The organism is Pseudomonas putida, assembly GCF_001941965.1.
In the GTDB taxonomy this organism is placed as follows: Bacteria; Pseudomonadota; Gammaproteobacteria; order Pseudomonadales; family Pseudomonadaceae; genus Aquipseudomonas; species Aquipseudomonas putida_L.
In genome coordinates this window covers 138,832-163,000 of the sequence record NZ_MKZO01000006.1, presented here as the reverse complement: position 1 = coordinate 163,000, position 24,169 = coordinate 138,832, and the positions used below count along the sequence as shown (strand labels likewise).

The following is a 24,169-nucleotide window of genomic DNA, read 5'->3' as shown; positions in this document are numbered from 1 at the left end:
TCAAGCCAGGGTTTGGCTGGCGGTGTCAAGCGATGCGGTATAGGTAGTCAAAAGGGCTTCTCCCATGCACTGATTTGAGCGCTAATTATATGATATTTATGGATAATTTCCAAAGTTGATGACATTGGGCATGACCCGGCGCCTGGCGATAGTGCGGCAGGTGAAGTTTTAAACTCTTATTTAGTGCGAAGTTGTTTGTGCACTTCGTCGAACTTCAAGTTACCAGCAAGTTTCCGGCGCAACAGCCGGCAATATTGAATGGCAACTATGCGGGGGATGGATAGCTGCAAGCTTTAAGTTTCAAGCGGCAAGAAAAAGCCGCGGCGACGCGGACTGCTCTTTCTTGCCGCTTACCGCTTGAGGCTTGAAGCTTCAAGAACCGGGACTGAGGAATTGCGAACCCCGGCAATGCTCATAAATGAACTTGCGAAACCACTGTTGCTCCGCCGACGCATGGGTGCGGCTATGCCAGACCACCCAATAACGGAATGGATGCTCGACAAAGGCCAGCGGCTTGCAGCACACCTCGGCCTGTTCGCTCCATTTGCGGGCGATATGTTCCGGCAGCATCAAGAGCATGTCGCTGTCGCGGATCACCTCCAGCGCCGCCGAGTAGTACGGCACCGTGAGTTTCAGGTCGCGCTGCTGGCCATGCTTGCGCAGCCAGGCGTCGACGAAGCTGTCCTTGTCGCCGCCGGTGCTGATCTTCAGGTGCGGCCAGGCAAGGAACTGCTGCACGCTCAAGCGCGACTCCCCCGCCAGCGGATGGCTGTTGCGCATGACGCACACTGCCATGTCCTCACCGATCACCCGACCGTGAAACTCGGCCGGGGTGTCTTCGATCATGCTGGTGGCCAGGTCGACCTTGCCGTTGGCCAGCCAGTCGAAACGGTTGGCTTCCCAGGGGCGGAAATCCAGGCTGACCCCGGGCGCCACCTCGGCCAGGTCGCGCAGCAATTGCGGAAGGATGTACTGGGCGACGTGATCGGACCCGGCCAGGGCAAAACGCCGCTCGCAGGTGGCCGGGGAGAATTGCGAAGGCGTGCCCAGGTCCTGCAACTGCCCCAGTACCACCTTGATCGGCTCGACCAGCGCCAGGCCACGCTCGCTGAGGATGTACTGGCGGCCCTGGCGCACCAGCAGCGGATCACCGAAGGCCTCGCGAAACTGCGCCAGGTGCCGGCTCAGGGCCGACTGGCTGGTGCCCAGGCGGGTCGCGGCATGGCTGAGGTTGCGCACCTCCAGCAGGGTCAGCAGCACGCGCAGCTGACCGATGCTGAGGTTGTTGAAGGCCTGGCCCATCAGGCGATGTTCAGGCTGGGATGCGCGGCGTCGAGCACCGCGTGCCCCAGGCACTCCCCGCCGCAGAATCGCGCGACCAGTTCGATCAGGTCGGCGATGGCGGCCTGCACGTCTTCCGGGCTGGTGGGTGGCAGCCCGTCGATATCGAAGAACACATGGCCGGTGTCGGCCAGGGTGCGGGTATCGGCGGCCTGGCGCCAGGTCCAGCGCCGGGTGAGGATGCGCGGGCCGGCGGCGAGGACGATTTCGCCGGGGGCGATGGTTTCGGCTGCGCTGCCGGCGTCGGCGAGGAAACGGTCTTCATCGCGGGCCTTGCGCAGCTCGATGTGGCTCGACTGCGGACCGACGGGGTGGACCCCGGCAGGCAGCAGGTAGCGCAGGGACAGCAGGTTGCCGATATCCACCAGCGGGTTGATGTCCGGCAGGTTGTCGGGCTTGAGCACGCGGCGGCTCAAGGCCTCGATGGAGGCCCGGTGCTCCGAGGGCTTGGCGCCGAAGCGGCGATAAGCGTCGCGCCAGGCGGCGATCTGCGGGAAATCGGCGGGGTTGCCGCTGATGCGCTGGCGTACCGAAGCCTCGCTGGCGCGCAGTTGCGCGGTGAGATCGGGATCGGGGCGGGCGTTGTCGAGGTTGCGGAACACCACCACGCCACGGCGGTAGTCGGGGTGATCGCGGAAGATATCGGGGCTGACCGTATAGGTGAAGGTACTCACGGGGGCTCCTCTGGGGATCGGGGGTCGGCGGACTATAGCACCGGGCCAGAGAGGCTGAGGGCGGCGGTTTGTGCAAGTCAGGTATGCAGGTATCGAATAGCTGGATTCTGTAGTGCTCTCCCGGGCCTCATCGCTGGCAAGCCAGCTCCCACAGTGTCCGCAGCGCTGCCGATCCCTGTGGGAGCTGGCTTGCCAGCGATGAGGCCGGATCAGCCAATGAAGGGCAATGGCGCCCGCGCCGCCCTTACAGCCGCCACCTGCCGATCGAACTCCGGCAACAGATAATCGAAACAGAACCCCGCACTCTCCAGCTTCTCCCGCCGTAACGGCTCCGCCAGCCCCGCGGCACAGCGGGCACTCCGGGCCCAGGCAAAGGCCAGCAGACTGATAGAGCACAGTTGCAGGAAGTCCCCCGCCGCCCGATACGGATACTCGCCATCCCCGGCACTGAACGCCTGCAATTCCGGCATCAGCCCTTCCAGCCCGTCGCACACCTCGCCCAGCGCCTCGGCGTACACCGACCCGGTGGCCTGCGCCTCCGCGCGCAGCTCCGCGAGCAACAACCCAAAGCCCTCGCCGCCATCCCCAAGCACCTTGCGCAGCAGCAGGTCATTGGCCTGAATCTCGTTGCTGCCCTCGTAGATCATGGCAATCCGGCTATCGCGCAAGGTCTGCTCGATGGGGAATTCTGCCGTGTAGCCATAGCCGCCAAACACCTGCAAGGCCTTGCTCGCCAGCTCGAAGCCCTGGCTGGTGAAGCTGGCCTTGACGATGGGCGTGAGCAGCGCGGCCAGGGTTTCGGCCTTGCAGCGCAGGGCCGGGTCAGCCGCTTCGGCAGCGATATCCAGCCAGTGCGCAGCCCAGTAGCCAATGGCGCGCATGCCTTCGGTACGCACCCGCAGCTCCAGGAGAATCCGGCGCATCGCCGGGTGCAGGTGGATCGGATCGGCCAGCGCCGCAGCGATACCCTCGGGGTGCTTCGGCGCACGCATCTGCCGGCGCTCCAGGGCATAGTCGCGGGCCATCTGCCAGGCCGCCTCGGCATGCCCCAGCCCCTGCAGGCCCACATGCAGGCGCGCCGAGTTCATCATCACGAACATCGCCGCCAGCCCGCCGTGCGGCTGGCCCACCAGCCAGCCCCGGGCACCCTCGAAACGCAGCGCGCAGGTGGCGCTGCCGCGAATGCCCAGCTTGTGTTCCAGGCCATCGCAATGCACGTCATTGCGTTCACCGTTTTCCAGCCACTTCGGGACCAGCAGCAGCGAGACGCCACGACTGCCGGCCGGTGCATCGGGCAACCGGGCGAGCACCAGATGAAGGATGTCGTGGCTCAGGTCATGCTCGCCGCCGGAGATGAACAGCTTGCTGCCACTGAGCGCATAAGTGCCGTCGTCCAGCGGCTCGGCGCGACAGCGCAACAGACCGACATCGCTACCCGCCTGGGGCTCGGTCAGGCACATGGTCGGCAAGGTCTCGCCGCTGACGATGCCGGGCAGATAACGCTGTTGCAGCTCGGCCGAAGCGTGGGTCTTCAGACACAGGTAGGCACCATGGGCGATCCCGGTGTACATGGCCCAGGCATGGTTGCTGGCGTAGAGCATTTCCAGCAGCGCCGCATCCAGCACCTGGGGCAGGCCCTGGCCGCCCTGCTCCACCGCACAGGCCAGCGCCGGCCAGCCACCTTCGACATAGGCGCGGTAAGCCGCCGGGAAACCCTCCGGCGTGATGACTTCGCCCTCGACCAGCCGGCAACCCTGACGGTCACCCGGCGTGTTCAGCGGCGCGAGGATCTCGCTGCTGAAGCGTGCCGCCTCTTCCAGCACCTGCACGGCAAGGTCCAGATCGACCTCGGCGAAGGCCGGCATCTGCCGCCAGCCACGGTCGGCACGCAACCAGTGTTGCAGCACGAATTGCATATCGCCCAGGGGCGCCCGATAGGCCATGGGTTTCCTCGTTCAAGCAGCGAATTGGGGGTTTTCGATCAGCAGCGCCATGCCTTGCCCGCCGCCGATGCAGGCAGCGGCGATGCCGTAGCGCAGATTGCCGTCGCGCAACTGGCGGGCCAGGGTCTGCACCAGGCGCAGGCCGGTAGCGGCGAGCGGATGGCCGAGGGCGATGGAGCCGCCGTGGACATTCAGGCGCTCCGGGTCCAGCTCCAGCGAGCGGGCTACCGCCAGTACCTGCGCCGACTGGGCCTCGTTGATCTCGAAGCGGTCGATCTGCTCCAGGCGCAGGCCGCTGCGCTCCAGCAGCAGACGAATCGCCGGGGCCGGGCCGATGCCCATGGTCCGTGGCGGTACGCCTACGACAGTCGCCATCAGCACCCGGGCCAGCGGTGGCCGTTCACAGGCGGAGTAGCGGCAGACCAGCGCTGCCGCTGCACCATCGACCACCGCGCAGCTGTTGCCGGCGGTCTGCACGCCGCCTTCGTGGATCGCTCGCAGGCGGGCCAACGCAGGCGTATCGGTGTGACGCGGATGGCTGTCGCGAAGCACCTCGCTAACGCCCCGGGGCAGTTCGATGCCCCGGGGCAGGCAGTCTTCGGCGTCGAAACGCACGGAGCGGACAGCAGCGATCTCCGCATCGAACCAGCCCGCCTCCCGGGCCGCCAACGCCCGCTGATGACTGCGCAAGGCCCAGGCATCCACCTCTTCCCGGCTCAATCCGTATTCCCGGGCCAGGTTCTCGGCGGTGCCGATCATGTCCACGCCCGCTGCCGGGTCGTACAGGGCTTCCCAGAGAAAGTCCTTGAAGCCGACCGGTGCACCGAGGCGAAAGCCGCCACGATGCTCGTACGCCGCGATCGGATTGCGCGACATGGACTCGGCCCCGACGCACAGCACCCGCTCCACGCCGTCGCGCACCTGCTCACCGGCCTGGCGCAGCAGCTCCAGCCCGGTCCCGCAGATCCGCTGCACCGCCAGCGCCGGCACGCTTTGCACTACACCGCTGTAGAGCCCGATATGACGGGGCAGCATGTAGGCGTCGAAACTGGCGTGGGCCATGCTCCCGGCGAGCACGCTGTCGATGCTGGCCGGATCGATGGCGGCCCGTTCCAGCACCGCCCTCCCCGCATGGATCCCCAGGTCGATGGGTGACACCCCGGCCAGCGCACCGCCCAGATCGACCCAGGGCGTGCGCGCCATCTCGACGATCGCCAGATCATCGAAGCGGCTGCACAGGCTCATGCCTTCACCCGCGCATGCAGCATGCCGGGCGCCTCGCCGCGATACAGCGCCTCGATCTGGGCGGCGCGGCGTTGCAACACGGCGCGCTGGTTGATCGAGCCTTTGTCGGTGATCTCGCCCTGGTCGATAGAGGGCGCTTCATCCTGCAAGGCCAGCCATTCAAGTCGACTGGCGTTGCCCTGGGCGTCGCGGTTCAGGCGTTCCAGCCAGTTGGCGAACCACGCGCGCACCGGGGCGCTGGCGAGCACCTCGGCATCCGTCGCGCTGGCTCCCAGCCCCGCCAGTTGCCGGCATTCCGGCAAGCGCGGGAAGACCAGGATGCCCAGGCACTGGCGATCCGGCGCCGCGACCACGATGTCCTGCACATAGGGCGAGCCCTCCAGCACCGCGCGGTTGCGCAGCGGACCGACACTGACGAACACCCCGGACGACAGCTTGAAGTCCTCGGCGATACGCCCGTCGAACATCAGCCCCAACTGGCTCTGCTGCGGGTCGGCCAGCTTCAGCGCATCCCCCGAGCAATAGAAACCTTCCTCGTCGAACACCTCGGCGGTCTGCTGTGCCGCGCGCCAGTAGCCGGGCATGATATGCGGCCCGCGGAAACGCCCTTCGAGCTTGTCGCCCAGAGGCACCAGCTTGACCTCGCAACCCGGCGCCGGCAGGCCGATATAGCCGGCCATGGACAGCGGCCCGGTGGTGAAGGTGCAGGACGGCGCGGCTTCGGTCATGCCGAGACCGGCCATCATGCGGATACGTTCGCCGCAGTGTTGTTCGGCAATACGGTCAAGACGGTCCCAGACACTCTGCGACAGCCCCGCCGCCGCGAAGAAGAACAGCTTGATGCGGGCGAAGAACACCTCGCGCAGCTCGGCATCCTGCTCCAGCGCCTTGACCAGTTCCTCCCAGCCCTTGGGCACCGTCAGGTAGGCGGTGGGCGAGATTTCCCGCAGGTTGCGCAGGGTTTCGCCAAAGCCCTGGGGCGTCGGCTTGCCGGCATCGAGGTAGAAGCTGCCGCCGTTATACAGGACGATGCCGAGGTTGTGGCTGCCACCGAAGGTGTGGTTCCACGGCAGCCAGTCCACCAGCACCGGCGGCTCCTCGGCGAATACCGGGAAGGTCTGCAGAAGCATCTGCTGGTTGGCGCAGAGCATGCGCTGGGTGGTGATCACCGCCTTGGGCAGCTTGGTCGAGCCGGAGGTGAAGAGAAATTTGGCGATGGTGTCGGGACCGGTGGCGGCGAAGGCGGCATCGGCCTTTTGCAGGTCGGCCGGCGCCAGCAGCGAGGCGAAATCGAGGGTGCGGCGGCCCTCGACGGTGCCACGCACGCTGATCACCGCTACCGAGGGCTCCAGCACCGCATCGATGGCGCGCTGGAATGGCTGGCTGTCGCTGACGAAGACCACGCCCGGGGTGAGCACGTCGCAGACATGCCGCAGCTTGGCGAAGTCCTGGGAGAGCAAGGCGTAGGCCGGCGACACCGGGCAATAGGGAATGCCGGCATACATGGCGCCGAGGGCAATCTGCAGGTGCTCGATATCGTTGCCGGAGAACAGCGCCAGCGGGCGCTCGGCGCTCAGGCCCAGGTCGAGCAGATGGGCGGCGATGGTGCGCACCTGCCGGAACATGTCGGCGTAGCTGATCTCGCGCCAGGCACCGTCGTTCTGCCTTGCAGCGATAAAGGTTTGTCGTGGACGCGCTTCGGCCCAGTATTCCAGGCGTTCGAGCAAACGTGCGGGCAGCGGCGCCAGGGGCTCGCGTGCCTGCATGCGCAGGATGCCGTCGATTTCGCTGACCTCGACCTCGGGATGACCGATGGACACCTGCCGATAGCGTGGAGATTGGGCACGGTCGGCCGGCCGTGTGCTGGCTTCGGAATTCACGCAGGTTGCTCCTTGTTCTTGTTGTCTGTCGTGCCGCCGCCCGGATGCGCCAGGCGGCGGGTGCTGCCGGCTTATCAGATCGGGTAGTGACGGGCACCGTGCTGCAGGGTGATCCAGCGCAACTGAGTGAACTGGTCGATGGCGGTGCGGCTGCCGAAGCTGCCGTAGCCGCTGGACTTCACGCCGCCGAACGGCATCTGCGCTTCGTCGTGCACGGTGGGGCCGTTGATATGGCAGATGCCCGATTCCACCCGCTGGGCCAGGGCCAGGGCGCGGGTGGTGTCGCGGCTGAAGATGGCCGAGGACAGGCCGAACTCGGAGTCGTTGGCCAGGGCCAGCAGCGCCTCGTCGTCCTGGCCACGCAGGACCACGGCCACCGGGCCGAAGGATTCCTCGCGGTACAGGCGCATGCTCGCGTCCACGCGGTCGAGCAGGGTCGGCTGGAGAATGCTGCCGTCCAGCTGGCCGCCGCAGACCAGGCGCGCGCCCTTCTCCACGGCGTCGTCGATCAGCGCCTTGATGCGCTCGCCAGCGCCGGCGTCCACCAGGGAGCCGAGGACCGAGGCCGGGTCCTGCGGATCGCCGGCCCGCAGGGTGGCGATCTTCGCGGCGAGCTTGTCGACGAAGACATCGGCGATCTTCTCGTCCACTACCAGGCGCTCGGTGGACATGCAGATCTGGCCCTGGTTGAAGTAGGCGCCAAAGGCTGCCGCTTCCACGGCAGCATCCAGATCGGCATCGTCCAGCACCAGGAACGGCGCCTTGCCGCCCAGTTCCAGCAGCGCCGGCTTCAAGTGCCGCGCCGCCAGTTCGCCGACGATGCGCCCGACATGGGTCGAGCCGGTGAAGTTGACCCGGCGCACGGCGGGGTTGGCGATCAGGCGTTCGACGATCCTCGGCGCGTCGACCGGATCGTTGCTGATCACATTGACCACGCCGTCGCCCAGGCCTGCATCCTGCAGCACCTGGCCGATCAGGCGATGCACCGCCGGGCTCAGCTCGGAGGCCTTGAGCACCACGGTATTGCCGCAGGCCAAAGGCATGGCGATGGCCCGGGTGGCGAGGATCACCGGGGCGTTCCACGGCGCGATACCCAGGACCACGCCGCACGGCGCACGCACCGCCATGGCCAGGCTGCCGGGCACGTCGGAAGGAATGATTTCGCCGGTGATCTGGGTGGTCATGGACGCCGCTTCACGAAGCATCCCGGCCGCCAGCTTGACGTTGAAGCCATACCAGTTGGCCATGGCCCCGGTCTCGCCGGCGGCGGCGATGAACTCGGCAGTGCGCGCCTGCAAGGCATCGGCGGCGGCCAGCAGGCGGCTGCGGCGTTCGTTGGGGGCCAGGCGCGACCAGGCCGGGAAAGCGGCGCTGGCGGCGGCGACTGCGGCATCGGCGTCGTCCAGGGTAGCGGCGGCCACCTGCGAGACCACTTCGCCGGTCACCGGATTGCGCCGTTCGAAGGTTCGTCCATCACTGGCGGGGCGCGACTCCCCGCCAATCAGCAAAGGCATCTGCAACATGCTCGTTCCTCTTTTTTTGTCTTGTCAGGAAGCACGCGGTGGCGGCGTCGGCGGACGCCGCCGTGGACCACTCAGCGTTTATACGCCTGCAGGCCCGGCTTGATGCTCTTGTCGTCGAGGAACTGCTTCATGCCCTGTTCGCGACCGCCTTCGGTGTCAAGCAGGCGCGACTGGTCGAGCTTGGCATACAGGTAGTCTTCGTTCTGCTCCCAGGTCAGCTCGCGGCAGCGCTTGAAGCCGTTCTTCGCGGCGCGCAGCACCACCGGGTTCTTCTCCAGCAGGTTCAGCGCCAGCTCGCGGGTGGTCTGGCGCAGTTGCGCCAGCGGCACGCTTTCGTTGACCAGGCCCATCTCGGCGGCTTTCGGCCCGCCGAAGGTCTTGCCGGTCATGATGTAGTACAGCGACTGGCGGTGGCCGACGGTATCGGCCATGGCCTTGCTCACCAGGTTGCCCGGCGGGATGCCCCAGTTGATTTCCGAGAGGCCGAAGGTCGCTTCGTCGGCGCAGATCGCCAGGTCGCAGGCCACCAGCGGGCTGAAACCGCCGCCGAAGCACCAGCCGTTGACCATGGCGATGGTCGGCTTGGCGTACATGCGCAGCAGCTTCCATTGCCATTGCGAGGCTTCGCGGCGGATCTTTTCCTGAAGGATTTCCGGACCGGCGTCCACTTCGCGGAAGTATTCCTTGAGGTCCATGCCCGCAGTCCAGGACTCGCCGGCACCGGTCAGGACCAGCACGCCGGCCTCGGCGTCCTGCTCCAGGGTTTCCAGCACGTCGACCATCTCGCGGTTGAGGGTCGGGCTCATGGCGTTGCGCTTGTCCGGACGGTTCAGGGTGACCCAGGCGATACCCGATTCGATTTCGACCTTGACGGTGGTCCAGCGGCCTTCGTAGTTGCTCATGTGATGCACTCTTGTTGTTCGAGGTGATGGTTAGCACGCTAATCGAGCAAATTAGTTATGTCAATTAACTATTATGAAAATTATCTTTTGTCCTGAGTCAGTTGCAGGGCTTTCTTCCGAGGTCGTGCTAGCCAGATCCTGTCCGGGCGGGCAAACTGGGTAACTTTCTTACTCAAGGAACCCCAATCCTGATGGCAAGGTCCGCCCGCACCTCCGACACCGCCCCCGAGCCGGCCCCGGCGCTGGATGCCTCCCTCGAAGACCTGATCGGTTACGCCTTGCGTCGTGCCCAATTGAAGCTGTTCCAGAATCTGATCGCCCGGCTCTCCGCCCATGATTTGCGCCCGGCGCAGTTCTCGGCGCTGGCGATCATCGAGCAGACCCCGGGGCTGATGCAGGCGGACCTGGCCCGGGCGCTGGCCATCGAACCGCCGCAGGTGGTGCCGTTGCTGAACAAGCTGGAAGAGCGGGCCCTGGCGGTGCGCATTCGCTGCAAGCCGGACAAACGCTCGTACGGGATCTTCCTGAGCAAGACCGGGGAAACCCTGCTCAAGGAACTCAAGCAGATCGCCAGCGACAGCGACCGCGATGCCACGGCGGCGCTGGATGACGGCGAGCGGGCGGAGTTGTTGCGGTTGTTGAAGAAGGTGTATCAGGACTGACGGGCAACACATGACCCTGTGGGAGCTGGCTTGCCAGCGATGAGGCCGGCAAGGGCAATGATGTTGCCTGATCTGGCCAAATCGCTGGCAAGCCAGCTCCCACAGGGTTATGTGTTGTCCGTGAGATGCGGGTTACCAGATCGGCAAGGTGTAGGTCACCAGGAACCGCGTCTGGTTCTCGTCCCTGAACGCCGCCCCCGTCGGGAAGTCATTGCGGTAGATCGACTTCCTCGCCTGGAACCCGACATTCTTCAGCGGCCCGCTCTGGATCACGTAACCCAGCTCCATCTGGAACTCCCGCTCCTTGCGATCATCGGCATTCAGCGACGCCAGTTCGATATTGTCCCCGCGCACATAGCGCAGCCGCCCTTTCAGCCCCGGGATGCCCATGGCGACGAAGTCATAGTCGTAGATGGCCTGCCAGGTGTGCTCCTTGGCATTGAGAAAGTCCGAACTCATGGTCAGCTCACTCATGCCCATCAGCTCGGTGCCCGATACGTAGGGCGTGGCCGAGTCGCCACTGGAATTCATGTAGCCGATCCCCAGCCGGTGCCCGCCAAGACGGTAGCTGAACAGCGCCGAGGCGTTGATATTGTCCACCCTGCCCGCCCTTGCCTGGCCGTCCTCGCGACTGAAGAAGCTGCGCAGGTCGGCAGTGAAGGTGCCGTCGCCGATGCCCTGCTCGTACAGCGCGGCCAGGGTGTCCTGCTGGTACAGGTCCTTGAGCTCGGCGTGATAGGCACGCAAGCCGAGGGACTTGTTCAACTGGTAGTCGCCCCCGGCATAGAGCATGTGCGACGAGGTTTCCGAGCCACGAAAGCGGCCATTGGGCGAGGCGATCGCCATGCGCTCGTAACTGGTGGAATCACGCTTGTTGATCCGGTCCAGGTAGCCGGCATTGATCGTCAAGCCGGCGATTTCCTTCGAGCTGAGGGTGGTGCCGCGGAAGGTCTGCGGCAGCAGGCGCGACGGGCTGGCGAAGGCGAACGGCAGAAAGATCAGGTTGTCGCCGCTCTTCACGGTGGTCTGGCTGATCTTCATCTTGGCGGTCATCGCCAGCCGCGAGTAATCGTCGGCCGCTACCCCGTCACTCTTCGACACCGGTAGCAGCTCGGTACCGCTGCGGTGCGGCGCCGAATCCAGCTTGAGCCCCAGCAATCCCCGGGCATCCAGGCCAAAGCCCACCGGCCCTTCGGTAAAACCGGACTCGACGAACAGATTGAAACCCTGTGCCCATTCCCGCGCGGCGCTCTTGGCGCCGCCGTCCTTGTAGTCGCGATCCAGGTAGTAGTTTTTCAGCGCAAGATTGCCGTGGCTGTCTTCGAAGAAGCCGCCGGCCAGGCTCGGGGTGCTGGCGAATGCCACCGCCAGCGCCAGGGTGGCGCGGGTATCACGAACGCAGTGATGCATAGGGGGAGTCCACTCTTGTTGTTGTTTTTCTGGCAGTCGGGCGAGGTGTCAGGCATCGCCACGCAGCGGAGAATGGAAAGCCGCCCGAGGTCCGTCAACGGCGAATGACCGATAATCGAACGTTAATTTTATTAACTATTTGCCGCGAGACAGGCGCTTTTCTGTCTCGCCCGCGTCTAGCACGGACCTCTCAACCACTATCAACCACCGGAAAAAAGCAGCTGCAAAAATAGTTATTCTTGTTATCTTGTTTTCCAGCCGGCCATTCGCGACCGGCACATGCAGAACAACAACAAGAACGAGGCCATGCCATGGACACTTCATCGCGTCGTCCGACGCTGACAATCGCTTTGTGTTTCATCGTCGCGCTGATCGAGGGTTTCGACCTGCAATCGGCCGGCACCGCTGCCGCCGGGCTGCGCCAGAGTTTCGAGCTGGACCCGAAGATGCTCGGCTGGGTGTTCAGCGCCAGCATCGTCGGGCTGTTGCCGGGCGCCTTCTTCGGCGGCTGGCTGGCCGACCGCATCGGGCGCAAGAAAGTCCTGGTGGCGGCGGTCATCCTGTTTGGCGTGTTCTCCCTGTGGACCGCCTATGTCGAGACCTACAGCCACCTGCTGCTGGCACGCCTGATGACCGGCCTGGGCCTGGGCGCCGCCCTGCCTAACCTGATCGCCCTGTGCGCCGAAGCAGTGGGCGAACAACGGCGCAGCACCGCCATCAGCATCATGTATTCCGGGGTACCGCTCGGCGGCGCGCTGGCGGCGGTGGTGGCGATGTTCTCCCATGACCATTGGCAGATGACCTTCATCATCGGCGGCCTGGCGCCGCTGCTGGCGGTACCGCTGATGATGGCGCTGCTTCCCGAGTCTCGCGCCTTCCAGCAGGCCGGTGCGCTGCTGCAACGACCGTCCACCTCCAGCGCCCTGTTCGGCGAAGGCCGCGCCAGCGCCACCTTGATGCTATGGCTGGCCTACTTCTTCACCCTCACCGTGATGTACATGCTGCTCAACTGGCTGCCGTCGCTGCTGATCGGCCAGGGCTTCAGCAAGCCCGACGCCGGGCTGGTGCAGATGCTGTTCAATATCGGCGGCGCGATCGGCTCGCTGCTCGGTGGTGTGCTGCTGGACCGCGGCAGTCCGCAACGGGTGACGCTGTGCATCTATGCCGGTTTGCTGGCTTCGCTGGCGGGGCTGGGCTTTTCCGTGGGGGTCACGGCCATGGCGATCGCCGGGTTCGCGGCGGGGCTGTTCGTGCTGGCGGCGCAACTGGTGCTGTATACGCTGGCCCCGCCGCTGTATCCGACCGCCGTGCGCGCTACCGGGGTCGGCGCGGCAGTGGCGATCGGGCGCCTGGGCTCGGTGAGCGGGCCGTTGGCGGCCGGGCAGATTCTCGCGGCGGGTGCCGGGACGGCCGGGGTGTTGCTGGCGGCGTCACCGGGGCTGGTGGTGGCGGCGCTGGCGGCCATGTATGTGATGCGGCGCTCGGGACCGGCCAGCGAGGCGTCCTCCGCGCCTTTGCAGAACGCCGGCTCCTGAATGGGCCAGGTGCCCGCGACAGGGCGGGCACCTGGCTTTTCAAACCTCAATAGTCATACCGATCCACCGCACGCCGCCGCTCGTTGTCATCGCGCATATCGTAATTGGCGGTGGTCTGGATATTGCTGTGGTGCGCCAGTTTCTGCGCGATGGACAGGTCGTGCTCCTCGATCACCCGGGTAATGAATGACCGGCGAAAGTCGTGGGGCATGATCTTCACTCCCACCTGCTGTCCGCGCTGGCGGGCGATGTAGTAGATCGCGTGCTTGGTGATGCGCTCGCGGGTGATATGGCTGCCGCGGCGAATGCGGTTGAACAGGAAGGCGTCGTCCTCCTGCCCCGGAGGTAGCTGTTCACGACGGAATTTCAGCCAGGCGTCGAGCTTTTCGAAGGCCCAGACCGGGGCGTACTTGATCAACTGCTTGTTGCCCTTGCCCAGTACCTGCAAGCTGCGCTCGGCGAAGTCCACCTGGGCCAGGTCGATGTTCACCGACTCCGATTTGCGCATGCCGGTGCCATACAGCAAGGCAATCAACGCCGCATCGCGCAGGCCCTGGGGCCGCGGATCGGCGGCGCAGACCTCCATCAGCTCGCGAATCAGGCTGCGCTTGAGGTTGCGCCCCACTGGCAGGCGCGTGCCCTGCACACCTTTCACCTCACGAATGCGCAACAGCCGCTCCTGGTCGATCAGGCCCAGGCGCCAGGCTTCGTTCATCACCCCGCGAATGGCGTTGACGTACAGCGAAGTGCTGTTGGGCGCGTAGCCATCGCTGCGCAATGCGGCGACCAGCTCGGTGATATGCGCGGGTTCGAGCTGGTGCCAGGGCACCTCGACGATATCCACCTCGTCGAAACCGAGGCGGTCGGCGGCATCCTGCAGGACATACTTCATGGTCAACTGGCTGGAAGGCGCCAGTCGAGCGAGGTATTGCGAGAGCGGGCGGGTCAGTGGATCGGGCAAACCTTGGGGTTCCTCGGCGGGGGGCGAAGCGAGGCAGGATGACCGAGGGCCTGGACAGGGGCAAGGGATTTTCGGCGGGCGCGGACGCAAAAGGTCCGCGCCGCGCTCAAGGTTGCGTTCTCACCGCCTGGCTCAACGCCCCCTGATCCACCTCGGTAAAAGTGCGGCGCAACATCCAGCCGGTCAGCCAGTCCGGGGTCCAGCGCATGAACAGGTTGCGCAGGTGCCAGCCGCGCCGCGTCAACGGCACGTACCACCCGGCCATCTTCGGCGCCAGCGCCTGAAGCACGGTGATATCCGGGCGCAGTCGCGTTTCGTAGCGCTGCAGTGCCGCCACATCACCACTGCGGGCCAGCTCCTCGGCCAGCAGCCAGGCACCGGTGATGGCCATGCTCGCTCCCCGCCCGGAGGCCAGGGTCAGGCAATGCGCCGCGTCCCCGAGCAACACCAGGCGGCCTTGATGCCAGGCGGGCAAATGCACCTGCATCAGATGATCCAGGTAGAACCCCTCCGGCAACGCCTCCAGCGCCCGCTGGATATCGCCATGGGCATGGACGAACATCTCGCGCAGGCGCCCTGCCCGCTGCGCCCTTGGCACCCGCAGGCCCTCGTGATCCTGCCAGACGAACAACGCAGCCAGCAGGTCCTCGCGCATGCCGTACAACTCGACGGTGTAGCCCGGCTCGGAGAACGAAACATGGCGCTCGCCGCCGCGCGCCTGGGCGCCTTCCAGGGTGAAGGCTGCCGCGCTGTAGCCGAGGGACTTCAGGCACGCGTCGTCACTGGCGAAATAGCGCTGGCGCAGGCTCGAAAAACAGCCATCCGCCGCCACTACGAAGTCGAAACGCTCGGTAGTGCCATCGTCGAAGCACACATCGACGCCCTCGCCATCCTGCGCCAGGGTCTCGACCTGGGTGCCAAAGCGAATCGCTACCTGATCGTTCAACGCCCGGTGCAGCGCATTGACCAGATCATCCCGGCACACCGGCAGCAGATTGGTCTGGCGCAGGTGCTTGCGATGGTCGATCAGCAGTACGTCGCGCCCCTGGCTGTCGCGAAACTGCGTGCGCCCCAGCTCCACGCCCTTGGCCATCAGGCCTTCGAGAATGCCCATGCGCCCGGCGATATCGTGGCCGCTGCCGCCCAGGCTGAGAACGAAACCATCGCAGCGCAGGTCCGCCGCCCGCTCCACCAGCACGGGCTCGAAACCACGCTTCTTCAACCACCACGCGGCGGCCAGGCCGGCAATCCCGGCGCCCTGAATCAGAATCTTCACAGTCACTCTGTATCCCCTCATCAATGGTGTCGACAGCTTGCCGAGGTGACCCCGCCGCTGCGCGCGCGATAAGGGAGCGGAAGCGCGCGATCGGTCGGTAATGATAAGTGTTATCATCCACCATCGCTTAGCCAGGGCCCCGCCATGTCCATCAACCATTACGTCGCCGACCAGCCGCTGTCCCCGACCTTCGCCAACCTGGCAGACGAGGAACTGGATATCCGCGTATTGGACCTGTTGCCGAGCGAGGACTGCCGTATCCAGGCCAACAGCGGCCCGTCGCTGTCCATCGCCTACTACGCCGAAGGCGGCGGCTGGCGGCAGTTCGCCGATACCCCGTTCATGCTCCTGAGCCCCGACACCTGCTGCCTCTACCACGGCACCGTGGCGATCCAGGGCGAGGGCCTGCTGGCCGCCAACACCCGGGTGCGCGGGGTGAATATCAGCTTCGCGCCCCAAGTGCTCAGCCGGATCGGCCTCGACCAGCAACTGCTGGATCAGGCCGGGCTGTGGGAGCGGCGCATCTCCGCCGACGGCCAGGCGCGGCTGGTGCAGTTCCCGGCACCGACGGTGCTGCGCAAGGTCGGCATGGCCATGCTCGATTGCCCGCTGCAGGGCGTGGCACGGGAGATCTTCCTGCGTGGCAAGGCCTTCGAGATGCTTGGCGAGATGGTCGGCTACCTGCAAAGCGGCGCGGCGCAACCCGTGCTCGGTGCGCGCGATCGGGGCCGCATCGAACAGGCGCGCAACCTCCTGCAAGCCCGCCCCGCCGAGCCCTGGACCCTGGAAGCCCTGGCCGACGCCGTGAGCCTCAACGTGCGCAAGCTCAAGCAAGGCTTCCGCCAGCTCTACGGCAAGGGCGCCTATGCCCTGCTCCAGGACATGCGCATGGAACTGGCCGCCCAGCGCCTGCAAGGGGGCGAGCGGGTGGTGGATGCGGCGCTGGAAGTGGGTTACTCCAATGCCAGCCACTTCGCCAAGGTGTTCCGCCGCCACCACGGCATCAGCCCCAGCGACTACCGCAACCGCTGCGACACACACGACAAATGATAATGACTATCAACAAAAGACCCGATCGCGCGCGCCGTCACCCTGATCGCGCGCGCAGGCCAAGGCGCGGATCGCGACCATCTGGCCATCATTCCCGCCTCAGGTTATTTCCGATGCAACGCTCCCTGCTCAGCCTTGCGGTGCTCTGCGCCCTGTCCCCGACTGCCTTCGCCGATAACGTGCTGACCCTGCCCGACCTGCAGGTCACCGCCAACAAGCGCGTGCAGAACCAGAACCAGACCGACCTGGCCCTGTCCGTCGCCACCCCGGCCGACCTGGAGCAGGCCAACGTCTACCACAGCGGCGAGCTGGAGCGGGTCTTTCCCGAACTGCTGGTGCGCAATACCGGCGCCGACCTGTTTCCCAGCCTGAGCCTGCGCGGCATTTCCTCGTCCGATCCGTACAACGCCCCGGTGGGCATCTATATCGATGGCGTGCCGCAGTACCTCGGGACCTTCAACCAGGAGCTGCTGGATATCGAGCAGATCGAATTGCTCAAGGGGCCGCAGGGCACGCTGTATGGCCGCAACGCCCATGCCGGCGCCTTGAACATCCTCACCCGCCAGCCGGACGACACGCCCCGCGCCACGCTGCAAAGCCGGATCAGCAACCTGCACCAGCAGGTGTCCGCCAGCGGCTCGACGCCCGTGCTCAGCGACCGGTTGTACCTGCAAGGCACGGTCTACCACGAGGACACCGACGGTGAGCTGACCCGCAGCGAGCACCATGGCGACAGCGACAACGGCGGTGCCCGGGTCGGCCTGCTGTTCAAGGCCACTGAAGACCTCAGCCTGCGCCTGGCCTATGCCCGGGACAAACTGCGGTCCTACGACGAGCAGTACCTGGCCGATGCCACCTACGGCAAGCGCCGGGCCAGCGTGCCATTGCAGGAGTCGATCTATGTCCGTCGCGTGGAAAGCAGCAGCGCGACCCTCGACTGGAGCCTCAACGACAGCTGGCGCCTGACGGCCATCAGCGCCCTGCAGAACTACCGGCATGAACGCCTGTTCGGCGACCTCGGCTTCCTCTGGCCGGAAACCCAGCGCACCCTCAGCCAGGAACTGCGCCTGGCCACCCAGGGCGAAGACCGCGCCTGGGACCTGGTCACCGGCCTGTACTGGCAGAACAGCAAGAGCCACTCGCGCCGCGAACCCGACAGCAGCGCACCGCTGTTCGGCGTCTACGGCCAGGCCGACAGCCGCATCGAGAACACCGAGAAGGCGGTGTTCGGCGAGCTCACCTGGCACCTGGCGCCGCGCTGGGACCTGACCCTCGGCGCCCGCCACAGCGAGGAAAAGGCCGAGACCCGCTATGTGCAGCAGAACGCCCTGTACACCCCCGGCTTCGACTACAGCGGCAACGACCGCTTCACCAGCACCACGCCAAAGGTCGCCCTGGGCTTCCAGGCCACCCCGGACACCCGCCTGTATGCCTCGGTCAGCAAGGGGTTCAAGGCTGGCGGCTATAACCGGATCGGCGCGATCACCCCGGATGCGGTGGCCTACTCGCCGGAGAAATCCCTGAACCTGGAAGTCGGTTTCAAGGCCAGCCTGCTGGACAAGCAGGTGTGGCTGAACGGCGCGCTGTACCGCATCGATATCGAGGACGTGCAGCAGTTCGTCGGCGATGCCGGGACCGGCACCCAGTCCCTGGCCAATATCGGCAAGGCGCGCAGCGAGGGGGCCGAGCTGTCCCTCGACTGGCAGGCCACGGACGCCACCCGGGTGCGCCTGGCCGGCACGGTCAACCGCAACCGCCTGCTGGACTCCGAACGCCAGGGCAATCACCTGACCTTCACCCCGCAGCGCAGCCTGCGTGCCTCGATCGAGCACAGCCTGTTCTTCGACGGCCTGCTTGGCGAGATCCGTCCGAGTGCCGGGGTCAGCTATATCGGCAAGCACTACTTCGATGTCGACAACCAGGTCGCGCAAAGCGGCTACAGCCTGATCGACGCGCGGCTGAGCTGGCTGCCGCAACCGGACCTGGAACTGGCGCTGTACGCCAACAACCTCGGCGACAAGCTGTACCGCACCTATGCCTACGAATCCGCACCGGGCCAGCAGTTCGCCCAGCCGGGGCCGGGGCGTGAGCTGGGCCTGAGCGTGAAGGCGAGCTTCTGAGATGCGGCGCTACCTGCCCTACTGGTGCTACTACCTGCATCAAGGGATGCTCACCGCGCTGATGCTGCAAGGGGTGACCGGCTACTTCCGCCACCAGGGGCTGGACCTGGCCAGCCTCAGCCTGCTGTCGCTGACTTTCCTGCCCTGGGTCGGCAAATGCTTCTGGGCGCCCTGGTGCGAGCGGCATTGCCTGGGGCTGCGGGGCAATCGCTACCTGGGCAGCCTGGTGATGCTGCAACTGGGGATGGCCGCGGTGCTGCTGGTGATCGCCAGCCTGGCGCCGGAGAGCGCGCTGTATCCGATCCTGATGGCGTTGATGCTGTTGGCACTGCTCTCGGCGACTCACGATGTCTACGCCGACGCGATCACCATCACCACCACCGACAGCCGCCAGCGCCCGTTCGCCAACGCGGCGCAGGTGGGTGGCAGTTACCTTGGCGTGGTGTTCGGCAGCCTGGCGTTTCTCTGGCTGGCGCAGCGTTGGGGCTGGCGGGGCGGGTTCGTGGGGATGGCGGGGTTGTCCCTGGCGCTGTTGTTGCCGTTGCGCTGGCTGCCTGCGAGTAGCGTTCGAGCAGCGAATGCCCCGGCGCCGCGACTGGACCTCGGCAGCCTGCGCGCCTTGTGGCCGGCGCTGTGCCTGGTGGCGATCTATTACCTGGCGATGCGCGGGTTGATGGCGGTGCAGACGGTGCTGCTGCTGGACAAGGGGCTGGCGTTCGAGCGGTTGGGGCTGGTGATCACCTTGTACGGCACGGTCGCCAGTGGCCTGGGCATCCTGCTCGGTAGCTGGATGGCGCGGCGGTTGGGGGCGTGGCGTTGCCTGCTGCCGTGCATGCTGCTGCATGCCGGGGTCGCGCTGGCGGCGGCGTTCGGGGTGAAGGTGTTCGACCTGCCGTGGTGGCTCGGGTTGTTCGCTGTGGTGAATGTGGTCGCGGCGATCGGCTTCGTCACCCTGTACAACCTGCTGATGGGCCAGGTCCGGGGGCACCAGCCGGCGTCGGACTATGCGTTGTTCCAGTCGGTGGATGCGGCGGTAGCGATGGTGGCTTCGCTGGGGGCGATGCAGGTGGCGCATTTTGTCGGGTATGGCGGGTTGCTGGCCGGGCTTGCGGCGATTGCGGTGATCAGCCTGTGGCCGGCCCGGCGCTTGTGCCTGCATCTGGAGCGGCGAACTGACTGACCCTGCAAAACCCTGTGGGAGCTGGCTTGCCAGCGATTTGGCCAGACCTGACAACATCGTTGCCCAAGCCGGCCTCATCGCTGGCAAGCCAGCTCCCACAGGTTCGGTGGTGGTCAAACGGGCTCAGACCAACCGCTCGAAAATCGCCCCCTCGATCCCCAGCACCTCTCCGCTGCCCGAGTAGATCCCCACCCCCGTCTCCCACACATCCTTGATCCGCCCTTCGGCGCTGCGGATCCGGTAGCTCAGTTGATACGGCTCATGCTTGAGCAGCGCGCACTGCACGCAGTACCAGATGTACTCCGCATACTCATCGAGAATCAGCGTACCGAAACTGCGCTCCGGGCTGGACGTCAGGTACTCCGCGGGATACCCGGTCAACGGCAGGCACCCCGCGCTCACGTACTCCATGTACCAGCTACGATCATTGCGCCCGCGATAGATCAGCCCCGGCAACTCATCCAGCAGACCCGAAGCGAACGGTATCGGTGCAGCCGGCACCACCGATGCACCGCGATGTACCCGGGTTGCCAGCTCCAGGCGCGAGCCGAGGCGGAACTTGCGCAGCAGATTGCGCACGTAGATCTTCACCGTGCCGTCGCTGATCCCCAGCTCCCGGGCGATCTGCTTGTTGCTCAGGCCCGTGCTGATCAGCGTCAGGGTCTGGCCCTCGCGCTCGGTGAGGTCGTCCCACACGGGGGCCGACTGCAAGGCATTGTCCATCCCTCTCCTCCTGCAACCCTTGGGGAATTACCTCCAGGGCAGCAACTTCCGTGCCCTCCAGCGCCCACTACGCCTTTTGGCATACCCCCTCTAGCGGATTGAGCGAAATTTCTTCCGGGGAAATTATTTCCCTCACGAAGAAACAGCCGCCGAGACCGCGCCATGACCGACCACCCCTTCAGCGTCCCCCGCTACGAGCCCCAGGGCCGGCCCGCGGATCTGCTGGTTACCCAGTACCGCGACGCCAACCTGCCTGCCGGGCAGCAACTGGCCCTGGCCGACTTTGCCAACGCCGCCGCCCTGCAACGGGCCCTGACCGCCCGCCTCGAGCTGGCCCGCTGCGGCCTGCGTCTGGAGCTGCGCGGCGACGAGTCCTTCATCTGGCCGCTGCAGGCCCTGGCCCGGGGCGCCGGCCTGCAGGACGACGAAATCCTCCTCAGCCGCGTGCCCGGCAGCCGCCAGGTGTTCTGCGTGCACTGTGCCCGCTGCCAGCCGGCCAGCGCCGCCGAGGTGCTGACCTGCGCCCATTGCGGCGTGCGCCTGGAAGTACGCCGCCACTTCTCGCAACGCCTCGGCGCCTACCTCGGCGTGTGCGCCGATGCCGACCAACCCTACGCAGAGGCCCGCCCATGATCGATGTCCGCGTCGCCGCCATCCGCGAACTCACCCCGGTAATCCGCGAATACCGCCTGCACGCCGTGAGCGGCAGCCTGCCCGGCTTCTCCGCCGGCAGCCATGTCCAGGTGCACCTGCCCAATGGCCGGCGCAACGCCTACTCGCTGCTCGGCGACCCGGCGGACAGCGGCGAGTACCGCATCGCCGTGCGTCACCAGGACAATTCCCGGGGCGGCTCGCGCTACCTGCACCAGGTGCTGTGCAGCGGCGATTCGCTGCGCATCGGCGCCCCGGCCAACCTGTTCCCGCTGTACAGCAAGGCGCAGCAGCACCTGCTGGTGGCGGCCGGGATCGGCATCACGCCCTTTCTCGCCCATAGCCGCGAACTGCTGCGCCGGGGCGCGGATTTCGAGCTGCACTACGCCTACCGCCGTGGCAGCAGCGATGCCTACCTCGCCGAACTGCGCCAGTTGCTCGGCCCGCGCCTGCATGAATACCCCGCCGGCACCCGCCGCCTGGACGCGCAAGCGCTGCTGAAAGACCGTCCGCTCGGCGCCCATGTCTACAGCTGCGGCCCGCAGTCCCTGCCCCTGGCGATCGCCGAACAGGCCGCCGCCCAGGGCTGGAGCCCGCGGCGCATCCACAGCGAAGCCTTCGCCGCGCCCGAACCGGGCCAGCCCTTCAGCGTCGAGCTGCACCGTAGCGGCCGCCAGCTCCAGGTCGGCGCCGAGCAAAGCCTGCTCGAAGCCCTGGAAGCGGCCGGCGTGGAGCTGCCCAACCTCTGCCGCGGCGGTGTCTGCGGCCAGTGCCAGACGCCGTACCTCAAGGGCGACGTCGAGCACCGCGACCACTTCCTCACCGCCGCCGATCGCGCCGCCAGCCTGATGCCCTGCGTCTCCCGTGGCTGCGGCAGCCCGATCCTGCTGGATATCTGACCCGGAGCCTTGCCATGACCCTGACCTTCAAGCCGCTGGAAACCTACCGGGACGACTTCAGCTTCGCCAACAGCGCCGAAGCCATCGCCCGCTTTCCCTTCCCGTTTCCGGAGGACCAGTACATGTACTCGGTGAACCTGGAGCCGGCCACCTCCCGCGATCCCGGCTCGGTGTTCGAGCACCTGTTCGATGTCGACGAGCACTACGTCTCCGAGATGGCCGAGCGCGCCCGGGTGCTGGAGCTGGACCCGCAACGCTGCCTGGTGATGCCGCATATGGCCCAGGCCGCCTGGGACAGCGTCGCCCTGCTGATGGAAAGCCTGGCCACCGACTACCCCCGGCACTTTCGCCTGAGCCGCGACGGCAATGCCTGGCACTGGCAGAACCTCGCCCTGGGCATCGACCAGCACTTCACCTTCGGCGACCCGGCGACCCTGCCCTGCGAGCCGCTGGAATACATCACCCGGCAGATGCAGGGTGACTTCGCCCTGCTCGACCAGCGCGACAACGACCTGTTCATGGATGCCGGCATGGTTACCTGCCCGGCCGACTGGTCGCTGCGCTTCGATGCCGGGATGAGCTTCCAGCAATGGCATACGCCGGTGCCCATGGCCCATCGCGCCGGGGTGTTCGAGCGGGCCCTGAAGTACCTGCTTAACCTCCAGGTCGGCCAGCCGGTGCGCCGCCTGAACTGGACCCTGACCATCAACCCGCGCCTCGACACCTCCCCCGAGACCTACCACGAATGGGGCAACGACCGCGGCAAGGTCACCGCCGACAACGCTGGCGCGCTGGTGCACCTGCGGGTCGAGCTGCAACTGATGGTGCGCCTGCCGCGCTCCAACGCGCTGATGTTCAGCATCCGCACCTACCTCATCAGCCTGGACGAGCTGGTCACCAATCCCGCCTGGGCCCGGCGTATGTATCGGGTGATGCGCGACCTGCCCGAGCCGATCGCCGACTACAAGGGCATCAGCCGCTACCGCCAGCCGCTGCTGGACTGGCTGCGCCCGTTCGACCCCGAAGCCTGACTTCAACAATCACCAAGAAAGGACATTTCCCATGGCCACCTCATGGCGCATCAGCGCGCTCCGCGAACGCCACCTGGCACTCGGTTCGCACCTGGAAGACTGGAACGGAATGGGCACCGCCTGGACCTACGCCAGCGACCTCGCCGACCACCACGAAGCCATCCGCACCCATGCCGGGCTGATGGACGTTTCCGGGCTGAAGAAGGTCCACTACGTCGGCCCCCATGCCGAAAGCCTGCTGCAGGACGCCACCACCCGGGATATCTCGAAGCTGTATCCGGGCAAGTCGGTGTACGCCTGCATGCTCAATGAAGACGGCACCTTCGCCGACGACTGCATCGTCTACCGCACCGGACCCAACGCCTTCATGGTGGTGCACGGGGCCGGCATCGGCCACGAGATGCTGGTGCGCTCGGCCCAGGGCCGGCAGGTGGCGGTGCTGTTCGACGACGACCTGCACGACCTGTCGCTGCAAGGCCCGAAGGCGGTGGACTTCCTCGCCGAGCACGTGCCCGGCATCCGCGACCTGCCCTACTTCCACCACCTGCAGACCAAACTCTTCGACCGCCCGGTGATGATCTCCCGTACCGGCTACACCGGCGAGCGCGGCTACGAGATCTTCTGCAAGGCCGCCGATGCGCCGCTGATCTGGGACAGCATCCTCGAGAAAGGTGCCGGCCACGGCATCATCCCCTGCGCCTTCACCGCCCTGGACTGGCTGCGGGTCGAGAGCTACCTGCTGTTCTACCCCTACGACAACTCGCAGATGTACCCCTTCGCCGACCAGAAGGCCGGCGACACCCTGTGGGAGCTGGGCCTGGACTTCACCGTATCGCCCGGCAAGCAGGACTTTCGTGGCGCCGGCGAGCATGGGCGCCTGCAGGGCAAGGAGCGCTTCAGGATCTACGGCGTGCTGCTCGACGGCCACAGCGCCGCGCAGAACGGCGACACCCTGTGGCACGACGACCGCCAGGTCGGGGTGATCACCTGCGCCATGTACTCGCGCCTGACCGAACGCTCCATGGCCATCGCCCGGGTCGAGCCGCAGATCGCCACCCAGGGCTTGCCCCTGGAAGTGCGCGGCAGCCTCACCGCCAGGGCCATTGCCCACAGCCTGCCGTTCGACGACCCCGAGAAAAAGAAACGCACTGCCAAAGGCTGAG

At 66.2% G+C, this 24,169-nt stretch carries 20 protein-coding genes; 9 read left to right on the top strand and 11 right to left on the bottom strand.

All coding sequences use genetic code 11. From position 1 onward, the window contains the following. Positions 1-372: 372 nt before the first annotated feature. The 7 genes from PSEMO_RS03750 to PSEMO_RS03720 all read right to left on the bottom strand — a co-directional run bounded on the left by PSEMO_RS03750 (position 373) and on the right by PSEMO_RS03720 (position 9,508). A complete protein-coding gene (locus PSEMO_RS03750; protein ID WP_075801824.1) occupies positions 373-1,302 on the bottom strand; it encodes a LysR family transcriptional regulator in 930 nt (309 codons plus the stop codon). Next, positions 1,302-2,015: a B3/B4 domain-containing protein gene (locus PSEMO_RS33415; protein WP_178391961.1), complete on the bottom strand. Its 714-nt coding sequence runs from the start codon at positions 2,013-2,015 to the stop codon at positions 1,302-1,304. Before PSEMO_RS33415 ends, PSEMO_RS03750 begins: the two co-directional genes overlap by 1 nt. Positions 2,016-2,224: 209 nt before the next feature. Next, positions 2,225-3,958: an acyl-CoA dehydrogenase gene (locus PSEMO_RS03740; RefSeq protein WP_075801823.1), complete on the bottom strand. Its 1,734-nt coding sequence runs from the start codon at positions 3,956-3,958 to the stop codon at positions 2,225-2,227. 12 nt (positions 3,959-3,970) lie between these two features. Continuing rightward, positions 3,971-5,203, bottom strand: coding sequence for a thiolase family protein (locus PSEMO_RS03735; RefSeq protein ID WP_075801822.1), 1,233 nt, complete (start codon positions 5,201-5,203; stop codon positions 3,971-3,973). After that, complete coding sequence (locus PSEMO_RS03730) at positions 5,200-7,083, bottom strand: feruloyl-CoA synthase (RefSeq protein ID WP_075801821.1); 1,884 nt, start codon at positions 7,081-7,083, stop codon at positions 5,200-5,202. The genes PSEMO_RS03735 and PSEMO_RS03730 overlap by 4 nt, the downstream gene beginning before the upstream one ends. A gap of 74 nt (positions 7,084-7,157) precedes the next feature. Further along, complete coding sequence (locus PSEMO_RS03725; protein WP_075801820.1) at positions 7,158-8,606, bottom strand: aldehyde dehydrogenase; 1,449 nt, start codon at positions 8,604-8,606, stop codon at positions 7,158-7,160. Positions 8,607-8,677: 71 nt separating this feature from the next. Next, on the bottom strand, positions 8,678-9,508 hold the full coding sequence (locus PSEMO_RS03720; RefSeq protein WP_075801819.1) for a p-hydroxycinnamoyl CoA hydratase/lyase: 831 nt from the start codon (positions 9,506-9,508) through the stop codon (positions 8,678-8,680). Positions 9,509-9,699: 191 nt separating this feature from the next. On the opposite strand from PSEMO_RS03720, the gene PSEMO_RS03715 reads away from it, so the two are divergent. Beyond that, positions 9,700-10,170: a MarR family winged helix-turn-helix transcriptional regulator gene (locus tag PSEMO_RS03715; protein WP_075801818.1), complete on the top strand. Its 471-nt coding sequence runs from the start codon at positions 9,700-9,702 to the stop codon at positions 10,168-10,170. A 132-nt stretch (positions 10,171-10,302) separates the two neighbouring features. On the opposite strand, the gene PSEMO_RS03710 is transcribed toward PSEMO_RS03715, so the two are convergent. Further along, on the bottom strand, positions 10,303-11,580 hold the full coding sequence (locus tag PSEMO_RS03710; protein ID WP_075801817.1) for an OprD family porin: 1,278 nt from the start codon (positions 11,578-11,580) through the stop codon (positions 10,303-10,305). 311 nt (positions 11,581-11,891) lie between these two features. Here PSEMO_RS03710 and mhpT point away from each other — a divergent pair, with 311 nt between their 5' ends. Continuing rightward, positions 11,892-13,115 (top strand): 3-(3-hydroxy-phenyl)propionate transporter MhpT, encoded by a 1,224-nt coding sequence (gene mhpT, locus PSEMO_RS03705; protein WP_075801816.1) that lies wholly within the window; start codon positions 11,892-11,894, stop codon positions 13,113-13,115. Between the two features lie 46 nt (positions 13,116-13,161). Here mhpT and PSEMO_RS03700 read toward each other — a convergent pair whose 3' ends face one another. Further along, positions 13,162-14,076 carry a site-specific integrase gene (locus PSEMO_RS03700; RefSeq protein ID WP_075801815.1) on the bottom strand — a complete coding sequence of 305 codons (915 nt, stop codon included), beginning with the start codon at positions 14,074-14,076 and terminating at the stop codon, positions 13,162-13,164. Positions 14,077-14,182: 106 nt separating this feature from the next. Continuing rightward, a complete protein-coding gene (locus tag PSEMO_RS03695) occupies positions 14,183-15,352 on the bottom strand; it encodes an FAD-dependent monooxygenase (protein WP_178391960.1) in 1,170 nt (389 codons plus the stop codon). 144 nt (positions 15,353-15,496) lie between these two features. On the opposite strand from PSEMO_RS03695, the gene PSEMO_RS03690 reads away from it, so the two are divergent. The 3 genes from PSEMO_RS03690 to PSEMO_RS03680 all read left to right on the top strand — a co-directional run bounded on the left by PSEMO_RS03690 (position 15,497) and on the right by PSEMO_RS03680 (position 19,702). After that, positions 15,497-16,402: a helix-turn-helix transcriptional regulator gene (locus PSEMO_RS03690; protein WP_075801813.1), complete on the top strand. Its 906-nt coding sequence runs from the start codon at positions 15,497-15,499 to the stop codon at positions 16,400-16,402. Between the two features lie 113 nt (positions 16,403-16,515). Next, positions 16,516-18,522 (top strand): TonB-dependent receptor, encoded by a 2,007-nt coding sequence (locus tag PSEMO_RS03685; RefSeq protein ID WP_075801812.1) that lies wholly within the window; start codon positions 16,516-16,518, stop codon positions 18,520-18,522. 1 nt (position 18,523) lies between these two features. Next, a complete protein-coding gene (locus tag PSEMO_RS03680; RefSeq protein WP_075801811.1) occupies positions 18,524-19,702 on the top strand; it encodes an MFS transporter in 1,179 nt (392 codons plus the stop codon). 123 nt (positions 19,703-19,825) lie between these two features. On the opposite strand, the gene PSEMO_RS03675 is transcribed toward PSEMO_RS03680, so the two are convergent. Then, positions 19,826-20,425: a LuxR C-terminal-related transcriptional regulator gene (locus PSEMO_RS03675; protein WP_075801810.1), complete on the bottom strand. Its 600-nt coding sequence runs from the start codon at positions 20,423-20,425 to the stop codon at positions 19,826-19,828. Positions 20,426-20,587: 162 nt separating this feature from the next. Between PSEMO_RS03675 and PSEMO_RS03670 the strand changes: the two genes are divergently transcribed. From PSEMO_RS03670 to PSEMO_RS03655, 4 genes are read left to right on the top strand one after another with little or no spacing between them, the layout of a single operon-like run. Continuing rightward, positions 20,588-21,058, top strand: a complete 471-nt coding sequence (locus tag PSEMO_RS03670) for a dimethylamine monooxygenase subunit DmmA family protein (protein WP_075801809.1) — start codon at positions 20,588-20,590, stop codon at positions 21,056-21,058. After that, positions 21,055-21,975: a PDR/VanB family oxidoreductase gene (locus PSEMO_RS03665; protein WP_075801808.1), complete on the top strand. Its 921-nt coding sequence runs from the start codon at positions 21,055-21,057 to the stop codon at positions 21,973-21,975. Before PSEMO_RS03670 ends, PSEMO_RS03665 begins: the two co-directional genes overlap by 4 nt. A gap of 14 nt (positions 21,976-21,989) precedes the next feature. Beyond that, on the top strand, positions 21,990-23,006 hold the full coding sequence (locus tag PSEMO_RS03660) for a heme-dependent oxidative N-demethylase family protein (RefSeq protein WP_075801807.1): 1,017 nt from the start codon (positions 21,990-21,992) through the stop codon (positions 23,004-23,006). A gap of 31 nt (positions 23,007-23,037) precedes the next feature. Further along, on the top strand, positions 23,038-24,168 hold the full coding sequence (locus tag PSEMO_RS03655) for an aminomethyltransferase family protein (protein ID WP_075801806.1): 1,131 nt from the start codon (positions 23,038-23,040) through the stop codon (positions 24,166-24,168). The last annotated feature ends 1 nt before the right edge of the window (position 24,169 follow it).

What these genes read in the sequence shown, in the direction of transcription:
- PSEMO_RS03750 (WP_075801824.1), bottom strand. Translation starts at nt 1,302, where the DNA reads ATGGGCCAGGCCTTCAACAACCTCAGCATCGGTCAGCTGCGCGTGCTG.
- PSEMO_RS03740 (WP_075801823.1), bottom strand. Translation starts at nt 3,958, where the DNA reads ATGGCCTATCGGGCGCCCCTGGGCGATATGCAATTCGTGCTGCAACAC.
- PSEMO_RS03735 (WP_075801822.1), bottom strand. Translation starts at nt 5,203, where the DNA reads ATGAGCCTGTGCAGCCGCTTCGATGATCTGGCGATCGTCGAGATGGCG.
- PSEMO_RS03725 (WP_075801820.1), bottom strand. Translation starts at nt 8,606, where the DNA reads ATGTTGCAGATGCCTTTGCTGATTGGCGGGGAGTCGCGCCCCGCCAGT.
- PSEMO_RS03720 (WP_075801819.1), bottom strand. Translation starts at nt 9,508, where the DNA reads ATGAGCAACTACGAAGGCCGCTGGACCACCGTCAAGGTCGAAATCGAA.
- PSEMO_RS03715 (WP_075801818.1), top strand. Translation starts at nt 9,700, where the DNA reads ATGGCAAGGTCCGCCCGCACCTCCGACACCGCCCCCGAGCCGGCCCCG.
- PSEMO_RS03710 (WP_075801817.1), bottom strand. Translation starts at nt 11,580, where the DNA reads ATGCATCACTGCGTTCGTGATACCCGCGCCACCCTGGCGCTGGCGGTG.
- mhpT (WP_075801816.1), top strand. Translation starts at nt 11,892, where the DNA reads ATGGACACTTCATCGCGTCGTCCGACGCTGACAATCGCTTTGTGTTTC.
- PSEMO_RS03690 (WP_075801813.1), top strand. Translation starts at nt 15,497, where the DNA reads ATGTCCATCAACCATTACGTCGCCGACCAGCCGCTGTCCCCGACCTTC.
- PSEMO_RS03685 (WP_075801812.1), top strand. Translation starts at nt 16,516, where the DNA reads ATGCAACGCTCCCTGCTCAGCCTTGCGGTGCTCTGCGCCCTGTCCCCG.
- PSEMO_RS03680 (WP_075801811.1), top strand. Translation starts at nt 18,524, where the DNA reads ATGCGGCGCTACCTGCCCTACTGGTGCTACTACCTGCATCAAGGGATG.
- PSEMO_RS03675 (WP_075801810.1), bottom strand. Translation starts at nt 20,425, where the DNA reads ATGGACAATGCCTTGCAGTCGGCCCCCGTGTGGGACGACCTCACCGAG.
- PSEMO_RS03670 (WP_075801809.1), top strand. Translation starts at nt 20,588, where the DNA reads ATGACCGACCACCCCTTCAGCGTCCCCCGCTACGAGCCCCAGGGCCGG.
- PSEMO_RS03665 (WP_075801808.1), top strand. Translation starts at nt 21,055, where the DNA reads ATGATCGATGTCCGCGTCGCCGCCATCCGCGAACTCACCCCGGTAATC.
- PSEMO_RS03660 (WP_075801807.1), top strand. Translation starts at nt 21,990, where the DNA reads ATGACCCTGACCTTCAAGCCGCTGGAAACCTACCGGGACGACTTCAGC.
- PSEMO_RS03655 (WP_075801806.1), top strand. Translation starts at nt 23,038, where the DNA reads ATGGCCACCTCATGGCGCATCAGCGCGCTCCGCGAACGCCACCTGGCA.